Origin of the sequence: Pseudomonas sp. NFACC46-3 (assembly GCF_900114515.1) — a bacterium.
GTDB lineage: Bacteria > Pseudomonadota > Gammaproteobacteria > Pseudomonadales > Pseudomonadaceae > Aquipseudomonas > Aquipseudomonas fluorescens_Q.
Window position 1 is genome coordinate 58,838 of sequence record NZ_FOTH01000001.1, and the last position, 16,530, is coordinate 75,367.

The window sequence follows — 16,530 nt, forward strand, 5'->3', positions numbered from 1 at the left end:
ACATTGTTTGACCTCGTTGCCGTTGATCTTTGTCAACAACCCAGCGGTCAAGTCCGATTCATTACACCGCCAGAACACTGCACGACACCTGGTACAGGATGTGCTCGGTCGTGCTGCCCAGTAGCCCATACAGATCGTCGTGCTGGAATCGCCCCATGACGATCACGTCCACTTCATGCTCCAGGGCAAATTCACTCAGGGCCGAGACCGGATGCCCCAGTAGAAAATGCCTGCGCTCGGCCGGCACACCAAACAGGTTCGCCAGTTCCAGGAAGGTTTTTTCCAGGCTCCTGCGCAGTTCCTTGCTGAGCTGCGACAGCGACAGGCCGCCACCGCCCGCATCCCCCAGATAGACTGACGACACCTCATAGGCGTGAACCAGATGCAGCTCGGCGTCGCACTGTAAGGCCAGCCCCATGGCCTGGCGGATGATCCGGTCATTCAGCCCGCTGTTCTGGGCAAACGCACTGGAAGGGTCCACCGCCGCGACCACTGTGCGCGGCAGCGCATGACCGGTGGCCCCCACCAGGTACATCGGAACAGGACAGTTGCGCAGCAGTTGCCAGTCCAGCGGGGTGAAAAATGCCCGCTTGAGCATGGGCTCGTGTTGTATTTGCTTGATCAGCAAGTCCGGCTGGATCTGCGTAACGTGTTGCAGGATCTGCTTGCCCATCTTCTGGGCCCATTCCACCTCAGTGGTGACCCGCAGGCCACGGCGGCGCAACTTGTCCGCCTCATCCTCCAACCAATGACGATGGTCCTGGAGATAGTTCTGCCGCGCTTCCTCACGAGGCCCCTCTTCAAGCAGCGAAAGAATGTCCAGCGAGGGAATCAAGGCGGTGACATGCAAGTGCGCGCCACTGGCCGCCGCCAGGGCCGCGGCGTGATGCAGGGCGGGTGAATGGCGTTGTGCCGGGTTGAGGATCAGCAACAGGCGTTGGTACTGGCTCATGATGGGTCTCCAAAGTCGGGCTCGAACGCCACGGCGCAGCGTCGATGCCATGAGGCATGTTGGCCGTCATTGCGGCGTCGGCGTCCAGCGCCAATTCAAGACTTCGGGCATGTCCTGCCCATGCTCGATGAGGTACAGCTGATGCTTTTCCATGGTTGCCCAGTAGCGATCCCGAGCGCTGTCCACCAGCGGCTGCAACCGTGGCACGCGCTGGATGACATCGAGCGCCAGTTGGTAGCGATCCAGGTGGTTGATGACCGCCATGTCGAACGGCGTAGTGGTGGCGCCCTCCTCCATGAAACCGCGGACATGGAAGTTATCGTGGTTGTGACGCTTGTAGATCAGTCGATGAATCAGCGACGGATAGCCGTGGAAGGCGAAAATCACTGGCTTGTCCACGGTAAACAACCCATCGAACTCGGCGTCCGGCAACCCGTGGGCATGCTGTTGCGGCGGTTGCAGGGCCAGCAGGTCGACGACATTCACCACCCGCACCCGCAGGTCTGGCACGTATTCACGCAGCAGCGTGACAGCGGCCAGGGTTTCCAACGTTGGCACGTCACCGGCACACGCCATCACCACGTCCGGGTCTTCGTCGTTGTTGCAGGCAAAGGCCCAGCGACCGATCCCGACCGAGCAGTGCCGAACGGCCGAATCGATGTCCAGCCACTGCCATTCCGGCTGTTTGCCGGCCACGATCACATTGATGTAATCGCGGCTCTTGAGGCAGTGATCGGCCACGGACAACAGGCAATTGGCGTCCGCTGGCAGGTAGATGCGCACCACGTCGGCGCTCTTGTTCGCCACCAGGTCGATGAAGCCCGGGTCCTGATGGGAAAAGCCATTGTGGTCCTGTCGCCAGACATGGGACGTGAGCAGGTAATTGAGCGAAGCAATCGAGGCGCGCCATGGGATCTGGGCAGCGGTCTTGAGCCATTTGGCGTGCTGATTGAACATCGAATCGACGATGTGGATGAACGCCTCATAGCAGGAAAACAGCCCATGCCGACCCGTCAGCAGATACCCCTCCAGCCAGCCTTCACACACTTGCTCGCTGAGGATTTCCATCACCCGGCCGTCGCACGCCAGGTTCGTATCGCCCGTCTCCAGGGCCGCCATCCAGGCTTTGCCACTGACCTCGTACACCGCATCAAGGCGATTGGAGGCGGTTTCGTCGGGGCCGAACAGGCGGAAATTGGCTGCCCCCAGGTTGTGCTTCATCACATCGCGCACAAAACCACCCAACACCCGGGTGGCCTCTGCCTGCACGCTGCCGGGCGCGCTGAAGTGCACGGCGTAATCGGTGAACCTGGGCAGTTCCAAGGGTTTGAGCAGCACGCCGCCATTGGCATGAGGATTGGCGCCCAGGCGCCGATGTCCCGTCGGCGCCAACGCGGCAATGTCCGGCAGCAACGCACCGTTGTCGTCGAACAACTCCTGCGGACGGTAGCTCTGGAGCCATTGTTCCAGTTGCGTCAAATGCACGGGCAGCTCGAAGTGGCTCAGCGGCACCTGATGGGCGCGCCAGGTGCCTTCGACCTGCTGGCCATCGACGAATTTCGGACCGGTCCAACCCTTGGGCGTGCGCAGCACCAGCATCGGCCAGAGCTGGCGTTCCAGGGTACGTCCCGACGAATCCGCGCGGGCCATGCGCTGGATTTCGCGAATCTTGAGCAACATGCCGTCCAGGGTCCTGGCCAGCTGTTGGTGCACCGCTTGCGGGTCGTCGCCTTCGACAAAATAAGGATCGTAGCCGTAGCCATACATCAGGGCCGACAGCTCGTCTTCACTGATGCGCGAAAGCAGCGTGGGGTTGGCGATCTTGAAACCGTTGAGATGAAGAATGGGCAGTACGGCGCCGTCACGCCTGGGGTTGAGGAATTTATTGGAATGCCAGCTCGCCGCCAACGTCCCGGTTTCCGCCTCACCGTCGCCGATGACGCAGGCCACGATCAGGTCAGGGTTGTCGAACGCCGCGCCATAGGCATGGGCCAGGGAATAACCCAACTCCCCACCTTCATGGATGGAGCCGGGAATCTGCGCCGAGACATGGCTGGATAAGCCATAAGGCCAGGAAAACTGCCGGAACAGGCGCAACATTCCGTTTTCGTTCTGCTCCACCGAGGGATAACACTGGGTGAAGCTACCCTCCAGGTAGCTCTGGGCGACGATGGCCGGGCCGCCATGACCGGGCCCGGTGATCAGGATCATGTTCAGGTCACGGGTCTTGATCAGGTGATTGAGGTGCACGTAAATCAGATTCAGCCCAGGCGTCGTGCCCCAGTGGCCCAGCAAGCGAGGTTTGACGTGCCCCTGTTGCAGTGGTTTGCGCAACAACGGGTTGTCCTTGAGGTAGATCTGTCCTACGGCCAGGTAATTGGACGCACGCCAGTAGGCGTCAATACCTTCCAGTTGGTCGGGGCTGAGAAAATCGCTCATCACGTCCTCCGCAAAAACACAGGGTTGCCATGCCTGATTCTGGAACGCGGGAATAAGGGTGACTTGATTTACATCAGAACCAGGGACGCTAAGGTCATACAAGGTGCTTGCTCGATGCCCTGGCGCCGCTCACTGGCATGGCGAGCGCCCGCTCACACAGGAGAATGCTCATGCGCGCCATGGTCCTGCACACGATTGGCCAGCCCTTGCAACTGGAAGAACGCCCTCAACCGACGCCGGCCGCCGGGCAACTGCTGATCAAGGTGCAAGCCTGCGGTGTGTGCCGCACCGACTTGCATCTGTTCGACGGTGAACTGCCCCAGGCTCGATTGCCTCGGGTGCCGGGCCACGAGATCGTCGGTGAGGTCACCGCCGTCGGCGCGCAGGTGGCCCCGGACTGGATCGGCCGACGGGTAGGCGTGCCCTGGCTGGGGTGGACGTGTGGGGTGTGTGAGTTCTGCCGCTCGGGCCGGGAGAACCTCTGCGACCAGGCACTGTTCACTGGCTGCCAGCTGGACGGCGGTTATGCCGACTACACCGTCGCCGATGCGCGATTCAGCTTCCCCCTCCCCGATACGCTTGAGGCCGCCGAAGCCGCGCCTCTGCTGTGTGCAGGGCTGATCGGTTTCCGGGCCTTGCAGATGGCGCAAAACGCCCCTCACTTGGGCCTTTATGGCTTCGGCGCCGCTGCGCACCTGGCGATCCAGGTCGCCGTGGGCCGGGGCCAGCAAGTCTATGCCTTCACTCGGCCCGGTGACGACCTCGGCCAGGCCTATGCCCGTTCGCTGGGCGCGACCTGGGCCGGGGCATCGGATCAGCTCCCGCCCCATCTGCTGGACGCCAGCCTGATCTTCGCCCCCGTCGGCGAACTGGTGCCACTGGCCTTGCAAGCCACCGCCAAAGGCGGTTGCGTGGTGTGCGCCGGCATTCACATGAGCGACATCCCTGCCTTCCCCTATCGCCTGTTGTGGCAGGAGCGCAGCGTGCGCTCAGTGGCCAATCTGACCCGCGCGGACGGCCTGGCGTTTTTCGAACAGATCCAGCGCACACCCGTGCATTGCAACGTGACCTGCTACCCATTGGTCCAAGCCAACCAAGCGCTGGAACACCTGAGGAGCGGACAGCTCAACGGGGCCATCGTACTCATCCCTTGACCGCCAGCACACTGCCCGGCACCGAGTACAAGGCCCGTTCTGTCGTGCTGCCAATCAAACGCTCAAGACCGGCGCGGTGCACAGTGCCCATCACCACCACGTCGGCCTCGAATTCGTCGACGAATTCCTGGATGACCGGCACTGGCAGGCCAACGACGAAGTGCCGACGCTCCGCCGGTACGCCACAGCGCCCGGCCAGGCTGATAAACGCCGCATGCAGCGATTCGCGCAGGGCGTCGGCAAAGTCGTCATCCCAAGCCCCGGCCAGCAACGAGGCTTCGCCGTTGAAGGCCGGCGACAGGTCGCAGGCGTACAACAGATGAAGCGAGGCATCGCATTGCCGGGCCATCGCGGCAGCAGTCTGGACGATGTGCTCGTTCAAGGCATAGGCCTCGGGGTCCGAAGGGTCCACCGCCGCCACGACCCGGCGCGGCAAGCCGTGCACCGCCTGGTTGACCAGATGCACCGGCACCGGACAGTCGCGCAACAGATGACAGTCCAGCGGTGTTGCGAACACGCGCTTGAGCAAAGGTTCGAGGGCAACGTCCTTGATCAGCAGGTCAGGCTGGAACTGCTCGACATAGCGCAGGATGTCCAGCAACGGATGGAGCGTCCATACCACGTGAGTCGTCACATCCAGGCCTTCCTCCTTGAGCAGCGCCGCCTCCTCCACCATCCAGCGACGGTAGCGGTGCAGATAGCGCTGCACACTCGCTTCATCGATTTTTTCACCCCATAAGTGGGTGCGCGCCGGCGGTTGGACGAACGCGCACAAGTGCAGTGCGGCGCCGCTGGCCCGGGCCAGGGCACAGGCCCTGCGCATCGCTGCAGAGGGGTGCAGATCAGGTTCGACGATCAATAGCAGACGCTGGTATTGCCCCATCGCACACCTCCATCGGATTGCCCACACGAAATCCAGAACCTTGCACCGGCCTTTTCCGGAGCGATCTTCAGCGTGCGCCCATCAAGGCCCCGGACGGTTTGATCTGAATCAAAGGCCGGGCAATCGACGGGCGGATACGCAGGCACTGATCCAGATCAGAATCGATCGCCGTGGCGGGCGTAGAACAGTACCGAATGCGTAGCTTTTTATCGCACCGCACGTGCACATCCGAGGGAGGATCGCACCATGCTCACTGTCAAAGACCACAACGAACGCGCCGCTGCCCTGTATGCCAGCATCAGTGGCAAACACTGGATCCAGGCACTCAAGGACGGCCGGCATGTCTTGATCCGCCCGCTCAGGGAGCAGGATCGCCAGCGCGAATACGACTTCATCATGCGCCTGTCACCGGAGTCCCGGCACATGCGTTTCCTGGCGCAGATCAATGAGCCGGGCGCGGCGCTGCTCGATAACTTGATGGACGTCGACTGCAAGACGCGCATGGCCTACATCGCCCTGGTCCATGACAACGGCGAGTTGATCGAGATCGGTGTCAGCCGCTATTGCGCGACCCAGGAACACGAATGCGAGTGTGCGGTGACGGTCGCCGACCCTTGGCAACACCTGGGACTGGGGACGTTGTTGATGGAGCACCTGATCGACACCGCGCGTAAAAACGGCTATCGCCAGATGTACTCCGTCGATGCGGCCAGCAATGCGCCGATGCGGGACTTGGCCCATAGCCTGGGTTTTGAAACCCACAGCGATCCCGACGACACCCGGCAGGTCATCCACCGGCTCTACCTTTGATCCCGGACGCTGCGCGAGGCCTTGGCATGGCCTCGCGCCGCGTTGCGCCAATCACGCTTGCGGCTTGATCGCCAATACGCTGCAGGGCGCCCGTTGCAGCAGCAGCTCAGCGGTGGTGCCCAGGCGCTTGTCCAGGCCACGATGCGCCGTGGTGCCCATGACGATGACATCGATCTGGTGATCGGTAGCGAACGTGCAAATGCTGTTCAGCGGCGCCCCTTCGATGAAGTGGCACTGCTGCGGTGCGACCCCGTGCCGCTCGGCCAGGGACTCGAACACCTCGTGCTGTGCCTGGCCCAACGCTTCATAGAGCCCAGTGGCCAGGGGCAGCGCACCAATGCCCATATCCGAGGCGTAGACAGCCGTCCAATCGAAGGCGTGCAGCAACTCGACCTGGGCGTTGCATTGTTCCGCCAGTTTGACCGCGGCGTCGACGATCCGGTCGTTGAACACCAGGTCCTGCTCCTCGCTGCGCAGCACATCGACAATCGCCAGGACCCGCCGAGGCCGCGGGTTACGAGCGTCCGTGACCAGATGCACTGGCACCGGACAGTCACGCAGCAAGCGCCAGTCCAGGGGCGTGAAAAACACCCGCTTCATTGCCGGTTCCGGCTGCGCGTCCTTGATGATCAACGCCATCGGCATCTCCTTGACGTATTGCTGCAAGGCTTGGAAGGCATCCTTGCTCCACACCACCTCGCAGGTCACCTCGACGCCGTGCCGACGTGCCAGTTCGGCCTGTTGCCACAGCCAATGCCGATGGGTTTCCAGATAACCCTCACGCGCTTGCTTGACCTGTTCCGGGGCGAACAGACCGGCCACCGAGAGCAACTCCAGGTAGTCGAACGCCACGATATGCAGGGGCAGGTCCAGCGCCAGGGCCAACTCGGTGGCGCGGTCGAACGCCGGCGTACGGATCATGGCGTCAGGCGCCACTAGCAATAAACGTTGAGTCTGGGACATGGAACACCTCGGCACGTGGCGACAGCCACTTAAAGGATTGAGGGTTCCAGAATGAACGCCTGCCCGAGACAGGACTTGATCTTCATCAAACAGCCATCATTCAGGCTGACAAACTCGGGAGCAACAGCCCTGCCCACATCGCCAGCGTGACCAGCACCTGGCCGGGAATCACATACCCGGCGAACCTTCGCCCGCCACTGAGCCAGGCGACGACGCATTTGCTCAGGGAGTTGCTGCTCAGCGCCATCAGCACCGGTACGGCGACGCCGTCGAAGGGCAACAACCCGCCCTTGGCCAGGGAAGCGATGGAGGCTGTCGAAGCATGGGCGTCGAGCAACCCGCTGAAAATCGCGGTGACGGTCACCCCGGCCTGGCCAAACACATCGAGCATCGCCGACGAGAGGACGGTGATAGCGGCCATCGCCAGGACCATCGTCATCGCCAGTTTGAGGCTGAAGGCGCCGCTGTGCTTGATGGTTTCATCGGCCCGCGCCCTTGGCCGGGGAAACATCAGCACGCCGGCATAGAGCAATACCATCAGCATCCCGCACACCAACGGCCCCCACATCCATCGCAACAGCGCGGGGTCCACCGCCGCGAGGATCAGGCCCATTTGAGTCACCGTCGCCAGATTGGATAACATCGCCGCAGCGCTCACCACCTTGAGATTGATCGGCTCTTTGGCCGCGATACCGCCCATGGTCGCGACAGTCGCCGTGGCAGAAGCAAACCCCGAGGCAATCGCACTGAGGGCGTAGCCATAGCGGGTCCCCAGGGTTCGAACCGCGACATGCCCCAGCGCACCCACCGCCATCAGCATGACGGTGAGGGTGCACAGGTTGCGCAGGTTGATGGCGTCATAAGGCCCGAGGAATCGATCCGGTGCCAGCGGGAGCACGACCAGCGCGGCGATCAACAGCACCAGGCCATCGCGCATCTCGGTGGCCGTCAATTGGTTGCGGGCAAAGTGGTGCAACGCCTGGCGGCTGGCGAGCAGCCCGGCCATCACCACCCCAATCGAGGTCGCCAGGCCTGGGGCGCTCGCACAGAGCGCGCCCAGTGCCAATACTGCGAACAAGGCCACCTCGCTGGTGATCCCCGGATCCTTGTCGAGGTTTCGCCAATAGGCCACGGTGACCAATGCGCCCAGGGCGAGCGTCATGCCCCCCAGCAACAAGGGACCGCCCGCCTGGACCGCCAGGTAGCCGAGCACGGACGTGATGGCGAAGGTACGCAGGCCGGCGAAGTCGCGCCGGTCGCCCTCGCCTTTGCGTCGTTCGCGCTCAAGCCCCACCAACAGGCCGATTCCCAGCGCGGCGGCGGCATTGGCGAAGGCCAGGCTTTCAGTCATGGTTCGGCTCTCTGGCACTGTCTGCGGTTGTCACTCAATCCAGAGGTCCGAGCCGGCTGCGCTCGTGCCCTGGGGCGACTGATCATGCTCAAACATAGCGCGATTGCCGCGCCGTTGCCGCCTTCGATGCAACGCTTTGAAGCGTGTTTGATGCAAATCAAGTTACCGGGCTCCATGACGCTCATGATCGATGACAGACACCACGCCGCGCGAAACGTCGCCCGGCGCCAACAGGTCCTTGCCCGGGAGGTTTGTCATGTCTACGCAATCACGATTGATGCTGGTCGTCTCGCCACTGATGGAACACAGCCCGGCGTTCGACCGGGCCGCCGCACTGGCCAGGGCCGAAGGCGCGGCGCTGCATATTGTCGCGTTTGACTACCTCGAAGGCCTGGCGACGGCGGGCCTGGTCAACGAGCAGGCGCTGGAGCAGATGCGCCTGGGCTACATCGAGCGCCATCGGCAGTGGCTGGAGGAACAGGCCAGGCCCCTGCGCAACCTCGGCATCGAGGTCACGACAGAAGTGACGTGGGTCGAGCGCCCCTTGCAGGAAATCCTGGTCCACCTCAAGGAAGCGCCGATGGCTGCGCTGATCAAGTCGGTGGACCCTGAGTCGTGGTTTTCCCGACTGATGTTCACGCCCCTGGACGTGCATCTGCTGCGCGAATGCGAGGTCCCGCTGCACTTCGTCAACAAGGTCGCCCACGCCCGCCCGCGCAAGATCCTGGCCGCCATCGACCCGTTCCATCAGGACGGACGCTACGAAGGCCTCAATGATCGGATCCTGAGCGAAGCCAACAAGCTGGCCACCCGCTGCGACGCGACGCTGGAAGTCATTTACGCCTATGACCTTTCGTCCATTACCGCCGCTGAATACGGTTTCGGCAACGGTTCGATGTTCTTCTCCTCGACCCTGGCCCGCCAGCTCTACGAGTCCCAGGGCGCCGCCTTCGATGCACTGGCCGAACGCAATGGCATCGCCGCGGACCAGCGACGCATGATCATGGGTGACCCGGCCAAGGTGCTGGCGAGCTACGCCGCGTCCCATGACATTGACGTCATCGTCATGGGGCGCGTGCGCTACGGCAGCCTGGACAAGCTGATCGGCAGCACCGTCGAAGGCCTGCTGTACAAGATGCCCTGCAGCTTGTGGGTGATTGCGCCGCAGCAGATGGGCTGAAGGCAGTCCTGTGCCGATGGCCTGTAGAACAACCGCTCCGTATCCACAGGAACGCGGCTGATGAACCGACCGAGCAATATACCAGCGGCGCACCCGACAACGCCCTCGCAGGGCCTGGCCTGGTACACGTTGCCCGCCGAACAGGCGCTCAAACACCTTGATGTCGATGAGCAAGCCGGGCTGGACATCGCCGAAGTCCAGGCCCGGCTTGAGCGTACGGGTTTCAACCGGTTGTCGGCGTCAGCCCGACGGCCAGCGTGGCGGCGATTTCTGCTGCAATTTCATAACATCCTGATTTATGTGCTGCTGGGTTGCGCTGCAATCACCGCTGCGCTGCAACACCTGTGGGACACGGTGGTCATTCTCGCTGTCGTGGTGGCCAATGCGATCATTGGCTATGTCCAGGAAGGCAAGGCCGAACAGGCCATGGACGCCATCCGCAACATGCTCGCGCCCCGGGCAACGGTGATACGTGCCGGCGAACGCCTGGGCATCGCAGGCGAGGAACTGGTGCCCGGCGATATCGTCTTGCTGGAGGCCGGCGACAAGGTCCCGGCGGATCTGCGCCTGCTGCATGCCAACCGGCTCCAGGTCCAGGAAGCCATCCTGACCGGAGAATCCGCACCGGCCGAAAAAAATACCGAACCGGTGCGCATCGAAGCGGCCCTGGGTGATCGTGCCTGCATGGCCTTCAGTGGCACCCTGGTGACCTGCGGACAAGCGACAGGGGTCGTTGTCGCCACCGCGACATCGACTGAAATCGGGCGCATCAGCAACCTGCTGTCAGCAGTGGAGCCGCTGACGACGCCCCTGATAAAGCAAATGGATGCCTTCGCCCGCTGGCTGACGCTATTGATTTTGCTGATCGCCGGTCTGCTACTCGCTTATGGCCACTTTGTCGGGCATTACGTCTTCACCGAGATATTCATGGTCGTGGTGGGCATGTCGGTCGCAGCCATACCCGAGGGATTGCCCGCCGTACTCACCATCACCCTGGCGGTGGGCGTGCGGGCGATGGCCCAGCGCAACGCCATCGTTCGGCGCCTGCCGGCCATCGAAACCCTGGGCTCGGTATCGGTCATCTGCACGGACAAGACCGGCACCCTCACCCGTAACGAGATGATGGTGGCATCCGTCGTCACCCGTGACCTGACCTTCACCGTCGACGGTGTCGGCTACCAGCCTTCGGGCAACATGAACCTTGCCGATCAATTGATCGACACCTCCCACCACCCGGTGCTGGCCGAACTGGGGCGCGCGACGAGCCTTTGCAATGACGCACGCTTGAGGCAGCACGAAGACACCTGGAAAGTCGAAGGGGACCCCATGGAGGGTGCATTGCTGGTGTTCTGCGCCAAGGCCGGCATCAACGGCGAAGAGGAACGCGGCACTTGGGCCCGCACCGATGCCATTCCGTTCGACGCCAAACACCGTTTCATGGCAACGCTGCATCACAACCATGACCGGCAAGCCGCCATTTATGTCAAAGGTGCGCCGGAGCAGATTCTGACCATGTGCACGCACCAGCGCAGCAACACGGGGGCAACGGCCCCGCTCGATGCCGACTATTGGCACGCGCAGGCCAATGCCATCGCCCGCAAGGGCCAACGCGTGTTGGCGCTCGCCGTCAGGTCCGTCCCGCCCGAACACGCCATCCTGGAGTTTGCCGATGTGCAAGGGACACTGACCTTGCTTGGCCTGGTCGGGATGATCGACCCGCCCCGCCCGGAAACGATCCAGGCGATCAAGCAATGCCAGGCGGCCGGCATTGTCGTGAAGATGATCACAGGGGATCACGCCGGCACCGCCTGCGCCATCGGTGATCAGATCGGCCTGGACAACCCCGACAAGGTACTGACCGGCAGCGACCTGGACGCCATGAACGATGCCACCCTCAGGGAATCACTCAAGCAAGTGAACATCTTCGCGCGTACCAGCCCCGAACATAAGCTGCGGCTGGTGACGTTGCTGCAACTCAACGGCATGACCGTAGCCATGACCGGCGACGGCGTCAACGACGCGCCAGCGCTCAAACGCGCAGATGCCGGCATCGCCATGGGTTGCAAAGGCAGTGAAGCAGCCAAGGAAGCCGCGGACCTGGTACTGGCGGACGATAACTTCGCCTCCATCGTGGCCGCTGTGCGTGAAGGCCGGACGGTCTACGACAACATCAAGAAAGTGCTGAGCTGGACGTTACCCACCAACGCGGGCGAGACAATGACCCTGATTGTCGCGCTGCTGTTTGGCCTTACATTGCCAGTCACGGCGATACAGATCCTGTGGATCAACCTGATTACCGCCATCACGCTGGGTATCGCGCTGGCGTTCGAACCAACCGAAGACAACACCATGCGCAGGCCACCGCGCTCACGACAGGAGCCGTTGATCAGCGGCGCATTGGTCTGGCATATGGTGCTCGTTTCCATTCTGTTCCTGTGCGGTGTCTACGGCATCTTTACCTATGCCCTGGACCGAGGCTACTCCGTCGAACTGGCCCGCACCCTGGCAGTGAACACCTTGGTCGTGATGGAAATTTTCCACCTGTTCTTTATCCGCAATCTCTACGGCACGTCACTGACCTGGAAGGGCCTTCGGGGTACGAAGGTTGTGTGGGCGACCGTCGCGGTAGTGACCGTCGCTCAATTCGCCATCACCTACGCGCCGCCGCTGCAAACCGTGTTCGCGACCCAAGCGGTGCCCTTCATGGATGGACTGCTGATCATCGCGGTGGGCATTGCGCTGTTCGCCATCATCGAAATTGAAAAACAGCTTCGACTGCGTTTAACCGAGTCCGATCGTCAACCGTGACGATCCCACTCCCCGCGCCACCAGCCTGCAAGGAACTGAATCATGAACGCATCCAGACTCGCCGCCCTCGCCCTGACCGCGGTGCTTTTCCCCACGCTGAGCTTTGCCCAGCAAGCCACCGACGCCGCCAAGGCGCCCCCGCCGTCAATGAGCGTTGAGCAATTCGACCAGCAGATGGCGACGGCCCAGGAAAACCTAAAAAAAATGCAGGAACAGATGACCCAGATCCAGAACACCAGCGATCCGGCGCAACGCCAGAAGCTCATGCAGGATCACCAGGCCACGATGCGGCAAAGCATGCAGACGATGAATGGGATGATGGGGTGTTGCGGGGCAGGCATGATGGGCGGCCACATGAAGGGGAACGGCCCGATGATGGGCTGGAAACAAATGGGCAGCCACTATTCCCGGATGACGCCTGAGCAGATGAAGCAGCACCAGTACATGATGGACAGGTACATGGGCATGCAACAGATGATGATGGAGCAGATGATGCAACAACAGCAAATGAGCCCGCCAGCTCGCTAGGCCGGCCCCCAGGACTGCCCTACTCACCTGCCGCGTCGGCAGGTGAGTTTTCTTGATCACCGTCCAGCCATCGCCGGGCTTCTCATCAGGCTTCAGTGCAACAACTTCAACCCACCGGCAAGCGCAAGAGCCACCAGGCAGGTCCAACCTGAAAACATCCTTCGCCAGACAGGCCTGCGGGGAATGAACCCCACGCCCCTGACAAACGCCACGCTCATGGCGATAAACAAGGCCGTTGCCAAGACATGGTCGGCTTTCCCGTCCGGCGCCGTCATCAGTGGCGGGTAGAGCGAGCAGGCCAACATGATCGTCACCGCAACGACGAGGCTCAGCCGATGCAGCCGTGACGTGGGCTGGACACCCGCGACATTCAGCGTCATGGCTGCGCCTCGTCACGGTCGCTCATGGCTCGACCGGTCTCGTTCTCGCCCCACATCGCATTGAGTATCGCCAGCAGCAGTGCGAAACCGACTCCCAGCATCCAGGCGAAATACCACATATTGCTTCACTCCTCTGTCGATACTAGTACGCCGAGTGTTCGTTGGCGTTGATCTGGGTGGCCGTAACCTTGCCGCGCATGACGCGATACGCCCAACCGGTATAGATCACGATCAACGGCATGAAGAACAACGTGGCCCAGAACATGATGGCCAGGCTCAGGTGACTGGAAACACTGTCCCACACGGTCAGACTGGCCGCTGGCATCGATGACGACGGCATGACAAAGGGGAACATCGATACCCCTGCCGTACCGATGACACCGACCACCGCAAGCGATGACGCAACGAACGCGCAAAGGGTACGGCGCCTCATCAGCAACAGCGCCGCACCGGCTGCGCCGGCCAGTCCAAGCGCGGGCAGCAGCCACAGCCAAGGATAGCGACCATAGTTGGCCATCCAGGCCCCCGCCTCCCTCACGACCGACTTGCCGAGAATGTCAGGCAACCCGGCGGTATCGACGAGCGACGTGATGCGATAGCCCTCGATCCATTGCAACCAGATACCCGCTGCGATGAACGAACACACCAGTACGATCGCAGCGCCTACCGCGCCTTTTATCGCCCGGGACTGGATGCTGCCCTCCGTACGATGGGCCAGGTAGGTGCCCCCCTGCAGCGTAATCATGGCGCTGCTGACCAGGCCGGTCAGCAGCGCGAAAGGGTTGAGCAATTGCCAGAAGCTGCCGGTATAGGTTGACACCAGGTATTGATTGAAGTGAAACGGTACGCCCTGCAACAAGTTGCCAAACGCGATGCCGAACACCAGCGGCGGCACGGCCCCACCCACGAAAAGCCCCCAATCCCAGGTACTGCGCCACACCGGGTTATGGATCTTGCTGCGGTAGTCGAAACCCACCGGGCGGAAGAACAACGCCCAGAGCACCAGGATCATCGCCCAATAGAACCCGCTGAACGCCGTGGCATAGACCACCGGCCATGCGGCGAACAAAGCGCCGCCGGCTGTAATGAACCAGACCTGATTGCCATCCCAGTGCGGGCCCACGGTGTTGATCACGATGCGACGTTCCATGTCATTGCGACCGACAAACGGCAGCAGTGAGCCGACGCCCATGTCGTGGCCGTCCATGATGGCGAAACCTATGAGCAGGACGCCGACCAGCGCCCACCAGATGATCTTGAGCGTGAAGTAATCAAGCATGGTGAAGCTCCTTCAACTTGGCGTCGTGGACATAACGACCTGTACCGAGGCTGCCGGGGCCCTGGCGGGCGAACTTGACCATCAGGAACATTTCCACCGCCAGCAGCACCGTGTAGAAAACGACGAACCCAGCCAAAGAGCCATACAGGTTATCGACGCTGAGGGTGGAAACGCTCATGTGGGTCGGCAACACACCGTAGATGGTCCAGGGTTGGCGGCCGTACTCGGCGACGAACCAGCCCAATTCGCAGGCAAGCCATGGCGCAGGCAGCATCCAGAGCGCCCAGCGCAGCAGCCCGCGATGATGTGCGCCGCTGGATTTCAAGGTGCTCCAGAATGCCAGCCCGAAAAGCACGAGCATGGCAAAGCCCAGGCCGACCATGATCCGGAACCCCCAGAACATCGGGGTCACTCGCGGTACGGTATCGTTCACAGCCTTGTCGATGATGGCCGGCGTGGCCTGGTTGACATCCTCGACGTACTTTTTAAGCAGCAGGCCAAAGCCCAGATCGGCCTTGTACGCTTCGAAGGTATCGAACGCGGCCTTATCGGTGCGATCGGCGCGCAGCGCTTCAAGCGCATTGACGGCGGTAATGCCCCGCAGAATGCGCGCGCGGTTTTTCGCTTTGATGTCATGAATCCCTGGGATCTGCTTGCTGACCGAGCGCGTGCCGATCAAGCCCATCACCCACGGCACATCGAACTCCCAGTTATTCCTGGACTCGGCTTCATTAATGCTGGCCACCAGCGTCAGGCCCGCCGGTGCGGGTTTGGTTTCCCACATGGCCTCCATGGCCGCCAGCTTGGTTTGCTGCGCCTCGCCCACCGTATAACCCGACTCATCCCCCAGTACGATGACGCTCAGCACAGAGGCCAGGCCGAAGGCGGCCGCCACCCGGAAGCTGCGCTTGGCGAACTCGACATCACGCCCCTTGAGCAAGTACCAACTGGAAATCGACAACACAAACATCGAGCCGGTGACATAACCGGCAGACACCGTGTGGACAAACTTGGCCTGCGCCACCGGGTTGAAGACCACGGCCCAGAAATCCACCATCTCCATGCGCATGGTGATGTAACTGAATTGCGAGCCCACCGGGTTCTGCATCCAACCATTGGCGATCAGAATCCATAGCGCCGACAGGTTGGTACCGATGGCCATCAACAACGTGACCAGCAAATGATGTTCTTTCTTCAGGCGATCCCAACCGAAGAAGAATAAGCCGATCATGGTCGACTCAAGGAAGAACGCCATCAGACCCTCGATGGCCAGCGGGGCCCCGAAGATGTCCCCGACGTAGTGCGAGTAGTAGGCCCAGTTAGTGCCGAACTGAAACTCCAAGGTGATGCCGGTGGTCACGCCCAAGGCGAAGTTGATGCCGAACAATTTGCCCCAGAAGCGAGTCATGTCTTTCCAGATGACATTGCCTGTCATCACGTAGACGCTTTCCATGATGACCAGCAGCCACACCATCCCCACGGTGAGCGGTACAAATAGAAAGTGGTACAGCGCTGTGGCTGCGAATTGCAGCCGTGACAGATCCACCAGTTGTTCTGAGATCACTTGCTTGCCCCTTGAGCCGAGGTGGGTACGCCGAACCTGTCACTGATGGTGTTCGAGTCGACGCTGACGCGCGAATCCTTGATGAACAGCCACCACAGCACCGTCAGCACGACCAGTTTGATCAGCACGGCTGTGAGCAGATGGCGACGCAATCGTTTATCGGAAATAGTCATGGGACATGCTTTAGCACGGCGCATGCCAACGCCTGGATATATTTTTTATCTTTATAAAACAATTAG

At 61.7% G+C, this 16,530-nt stretch carries 15 protein-coding genes; 5 read left to right on the top strand and 10 right to left on the bottom strand.

The window, feature by feature from the left end; all coding sequences use genetic code 11:
- Positions 1 to 61: 61 nt before the first annotated feature.
- Positions 62 to 952, bottom strand: a complete 891-nt coding sequence (locus tag BM300_RS00280) for a universal stress protein (protein ID WP_092344859.1) — start codon at positions 950 to 952, stop codon at positions 62 to 64.
- 66 nt (positions 953 to 1,018) lie between these two features.
- Positions 1,019 to 3,391: a phosphoketolase family protein gene (locus BM300_RS00285; RefSeq protein ID WP_092461577.1), complete on the bottom strand. Its 2,373-nt coding sequence runs from the start codon at positions 3,389 to 3,391 to the stop codon at positions 1,019 to 1,021.
- Between the two features lie 170 nt (positions 3,392 to 3,561).
- On the opposite strand from BM300_RS00285, the gene BM300_RS00290 reads away from it, so the two are divergent.
- Positions 3,562 to 4,545: a zinc-dependent alcohol dehydrogenase family protein gene (locus tag BM300_RS00290; RefSeq protein WP_092461579.1), complete on the top strand. Its 984-nt coding sequence runs from the start codon at positions 3,562 to 3,564 to the stop codon at positions 4,543 to 4,545.
- Here BM300_RS00290 and BM300_RS00295 read toward each other — a convergent pair.
- A complete protein-coding gene (locus BM300_RS00295) occupies positions 4,535 to 5,428 on the bottom strand; it encodes a universal stress protein (protein WP_092461581.1) in 894 nt (297 codons plus the stop codon). The genes BM300_RS00290 and BM300_RS00295 overlap by 11 nt on opposite strands.
- A gap of 246 nt (positions 5,429 to 5,674) precedes the next feature.
- Between BM300_RS00295 and BM300_RS00300 the strand changes: the two genes are divergently transcribed.
- On the top strand, positions 5,675 to 6,238 hold the full coding sequence (locus tag BM300_RS00300) for a GNAT family N-acetyltransferase (protein WP_072347403.1): 564 nt from the start codon (positions 5,675 to 5,677) through the stop codon (positions 6,236 to 6,238).
- A gap of 51 nt (positions 6,239 to 6,289) precedes the next feature.
- Here BM300_RS00300 and BM300_RS00305 read toward each other — a convergent pair whose 3' ends face one another.
- Both BM300_RS00305 and BM300_RS00310 read right to left on the bottom strand, forming a co-directional pair.
- Positions 6,290 to 7,201, bottom strand: coding sequence for a universal stress protein (locus tag BM300_RS00305; protein ID WP_092221945.1), 912 nt, complete (start codon positions 7,199 to 7,201; stop codon positions 6,290 to 6,292).
- A 100-nt stretch (positions 7,202 to 7,301) separates the two neighbouring features.
- Entirely contained in the window at positions 7,302 to 8,552 is a 1,251-nt protein-coding gene (locus tag BM300_RS00310) for an MgtC/SapB family protein (RefSeq protein WP_092461583.1), read from the bottom strand.
- A 256-nt stretch (positions 8,553 to 8,808) separates the two neighbouring features.
- Between BM300_RS00310 and BM300_RS00315 the strand changes: the two genes are divergently transcribed.
- Genes BM300_RS00315 through BM300_RS00325 form a run of 3 tightly spaced genes read left to right on the top strand, consistent with a single transcriptional unit; the run spans position 8,809 to position 13,068 of the window.
- A complete protein-coding gene (locus tag BM300_RS00315; protein WP_092141745.1) occupies positions 8,809 to 9,732 on the top strand; it encodes a universal stress protein in 924 nt (307 codons plus the stop codon).
- A 60-nt stretch (positions 9,733 to 9,792) separates the two neighbouring features.
- Positions 9,793 to 12,540, top strand: coding sequence for a cation-transporting P-type ATPase (locus BM300_RS00320; RefSeq protein ID WP_092461585.1), 2,748 nt, complete (start codon positions 9,793 to 9,795; stop codon positions 12,538 to 12,540).
- A gap of 42 nt (positions 12,541 to 12,582) precedes the next feature.
- Positions 12,583 to 13,068, top strand: a complete 486-nt coding sequence (locus tag BM300_RS00325; RefSeq protein ID WP_092141751.1) for a hypothetical protein — start codon at positions 12,583 to 12,585, stop codon at positions 13,066 to 13,068.
- Between the two features lie 92 nt (positions 13,069 to 13,160).
- On the opposite strand, the gene BM300_RS00330 is transcribed toward BM300_RS00325, so the two are convergent.
- The 5 genes from BM300_RS00330 to cydP are packed head-to-tail and all read right to left on the bottom strand — an operon-like array spanning position 13,161 to position 16,464.
- Positions 13,161 to 13,448, bottom strand: a complete 288-nt coding sequence (locus tag BM300_RS00330) for a cyd operon YbgE family protein (RefSeq protein WP_092141754.1) — start codon at positions 13,446 to 13,448, stop codon at positions 13,161 to 13,163.
- Positions 13,445 to 13,567, bottom strand: a complete 123-nt coding sequence (gene cydX, locus BM300_RS00335; protein WP_092221934.1) for a cytochrome bd-I oxidase subunit CydX — start codon at positions 13,565 to 13,567, stop codon at positions 13,445 to 13,447. Before cydX ends, BM300_RS00330 begins: the two co-directional genes overlap by 4 nt.
- 23 nt (positions 13,568 to 13,590) lie before the next feature.
- Positions 13,591 to 14,727, bottom strand: coding sequence for a cytochrome d ubiquinol oxidase subunit II (gene cydB, locus BM300_RS00340; protein WP_092221932.1), 1,137 nt, complete (start codon positions 14,725 to 14,727; stop codon positions 13,591 to 13,593).
- On the bottom strand, positions 14,720 to 16,291 hold the full coding sequence (locus BM300_RS00345) for a cytochrome ubiquinol oxidase subunit I (RefSeq protein WP_092141763.1): 1,572 nt from the start codon (positions 16,289 to 16,291) through the stop codon (positions 14,720 to 14,722). Before BM300_RS00345 ends, cydB begins: the two co-directional genes overlap by 8 nt.
- Positions 16,288 to 16,464, bottom strand: coding sequence for a cytochrome oxidase putative small subunit CydP (cydP, locus tag BM300_RS30930; protein ID WP_014338536.1), 177 nt, complete (start codon positions 16,462 to 16,464; stop codon positions 16,288 to 16,290). Before cydP ends, BM300_RS00345 begins: the two co-directional genes overlap by 4 nt.
- Positions 16,465 to 16,530 lie beyond the last annotated feature (66 nt).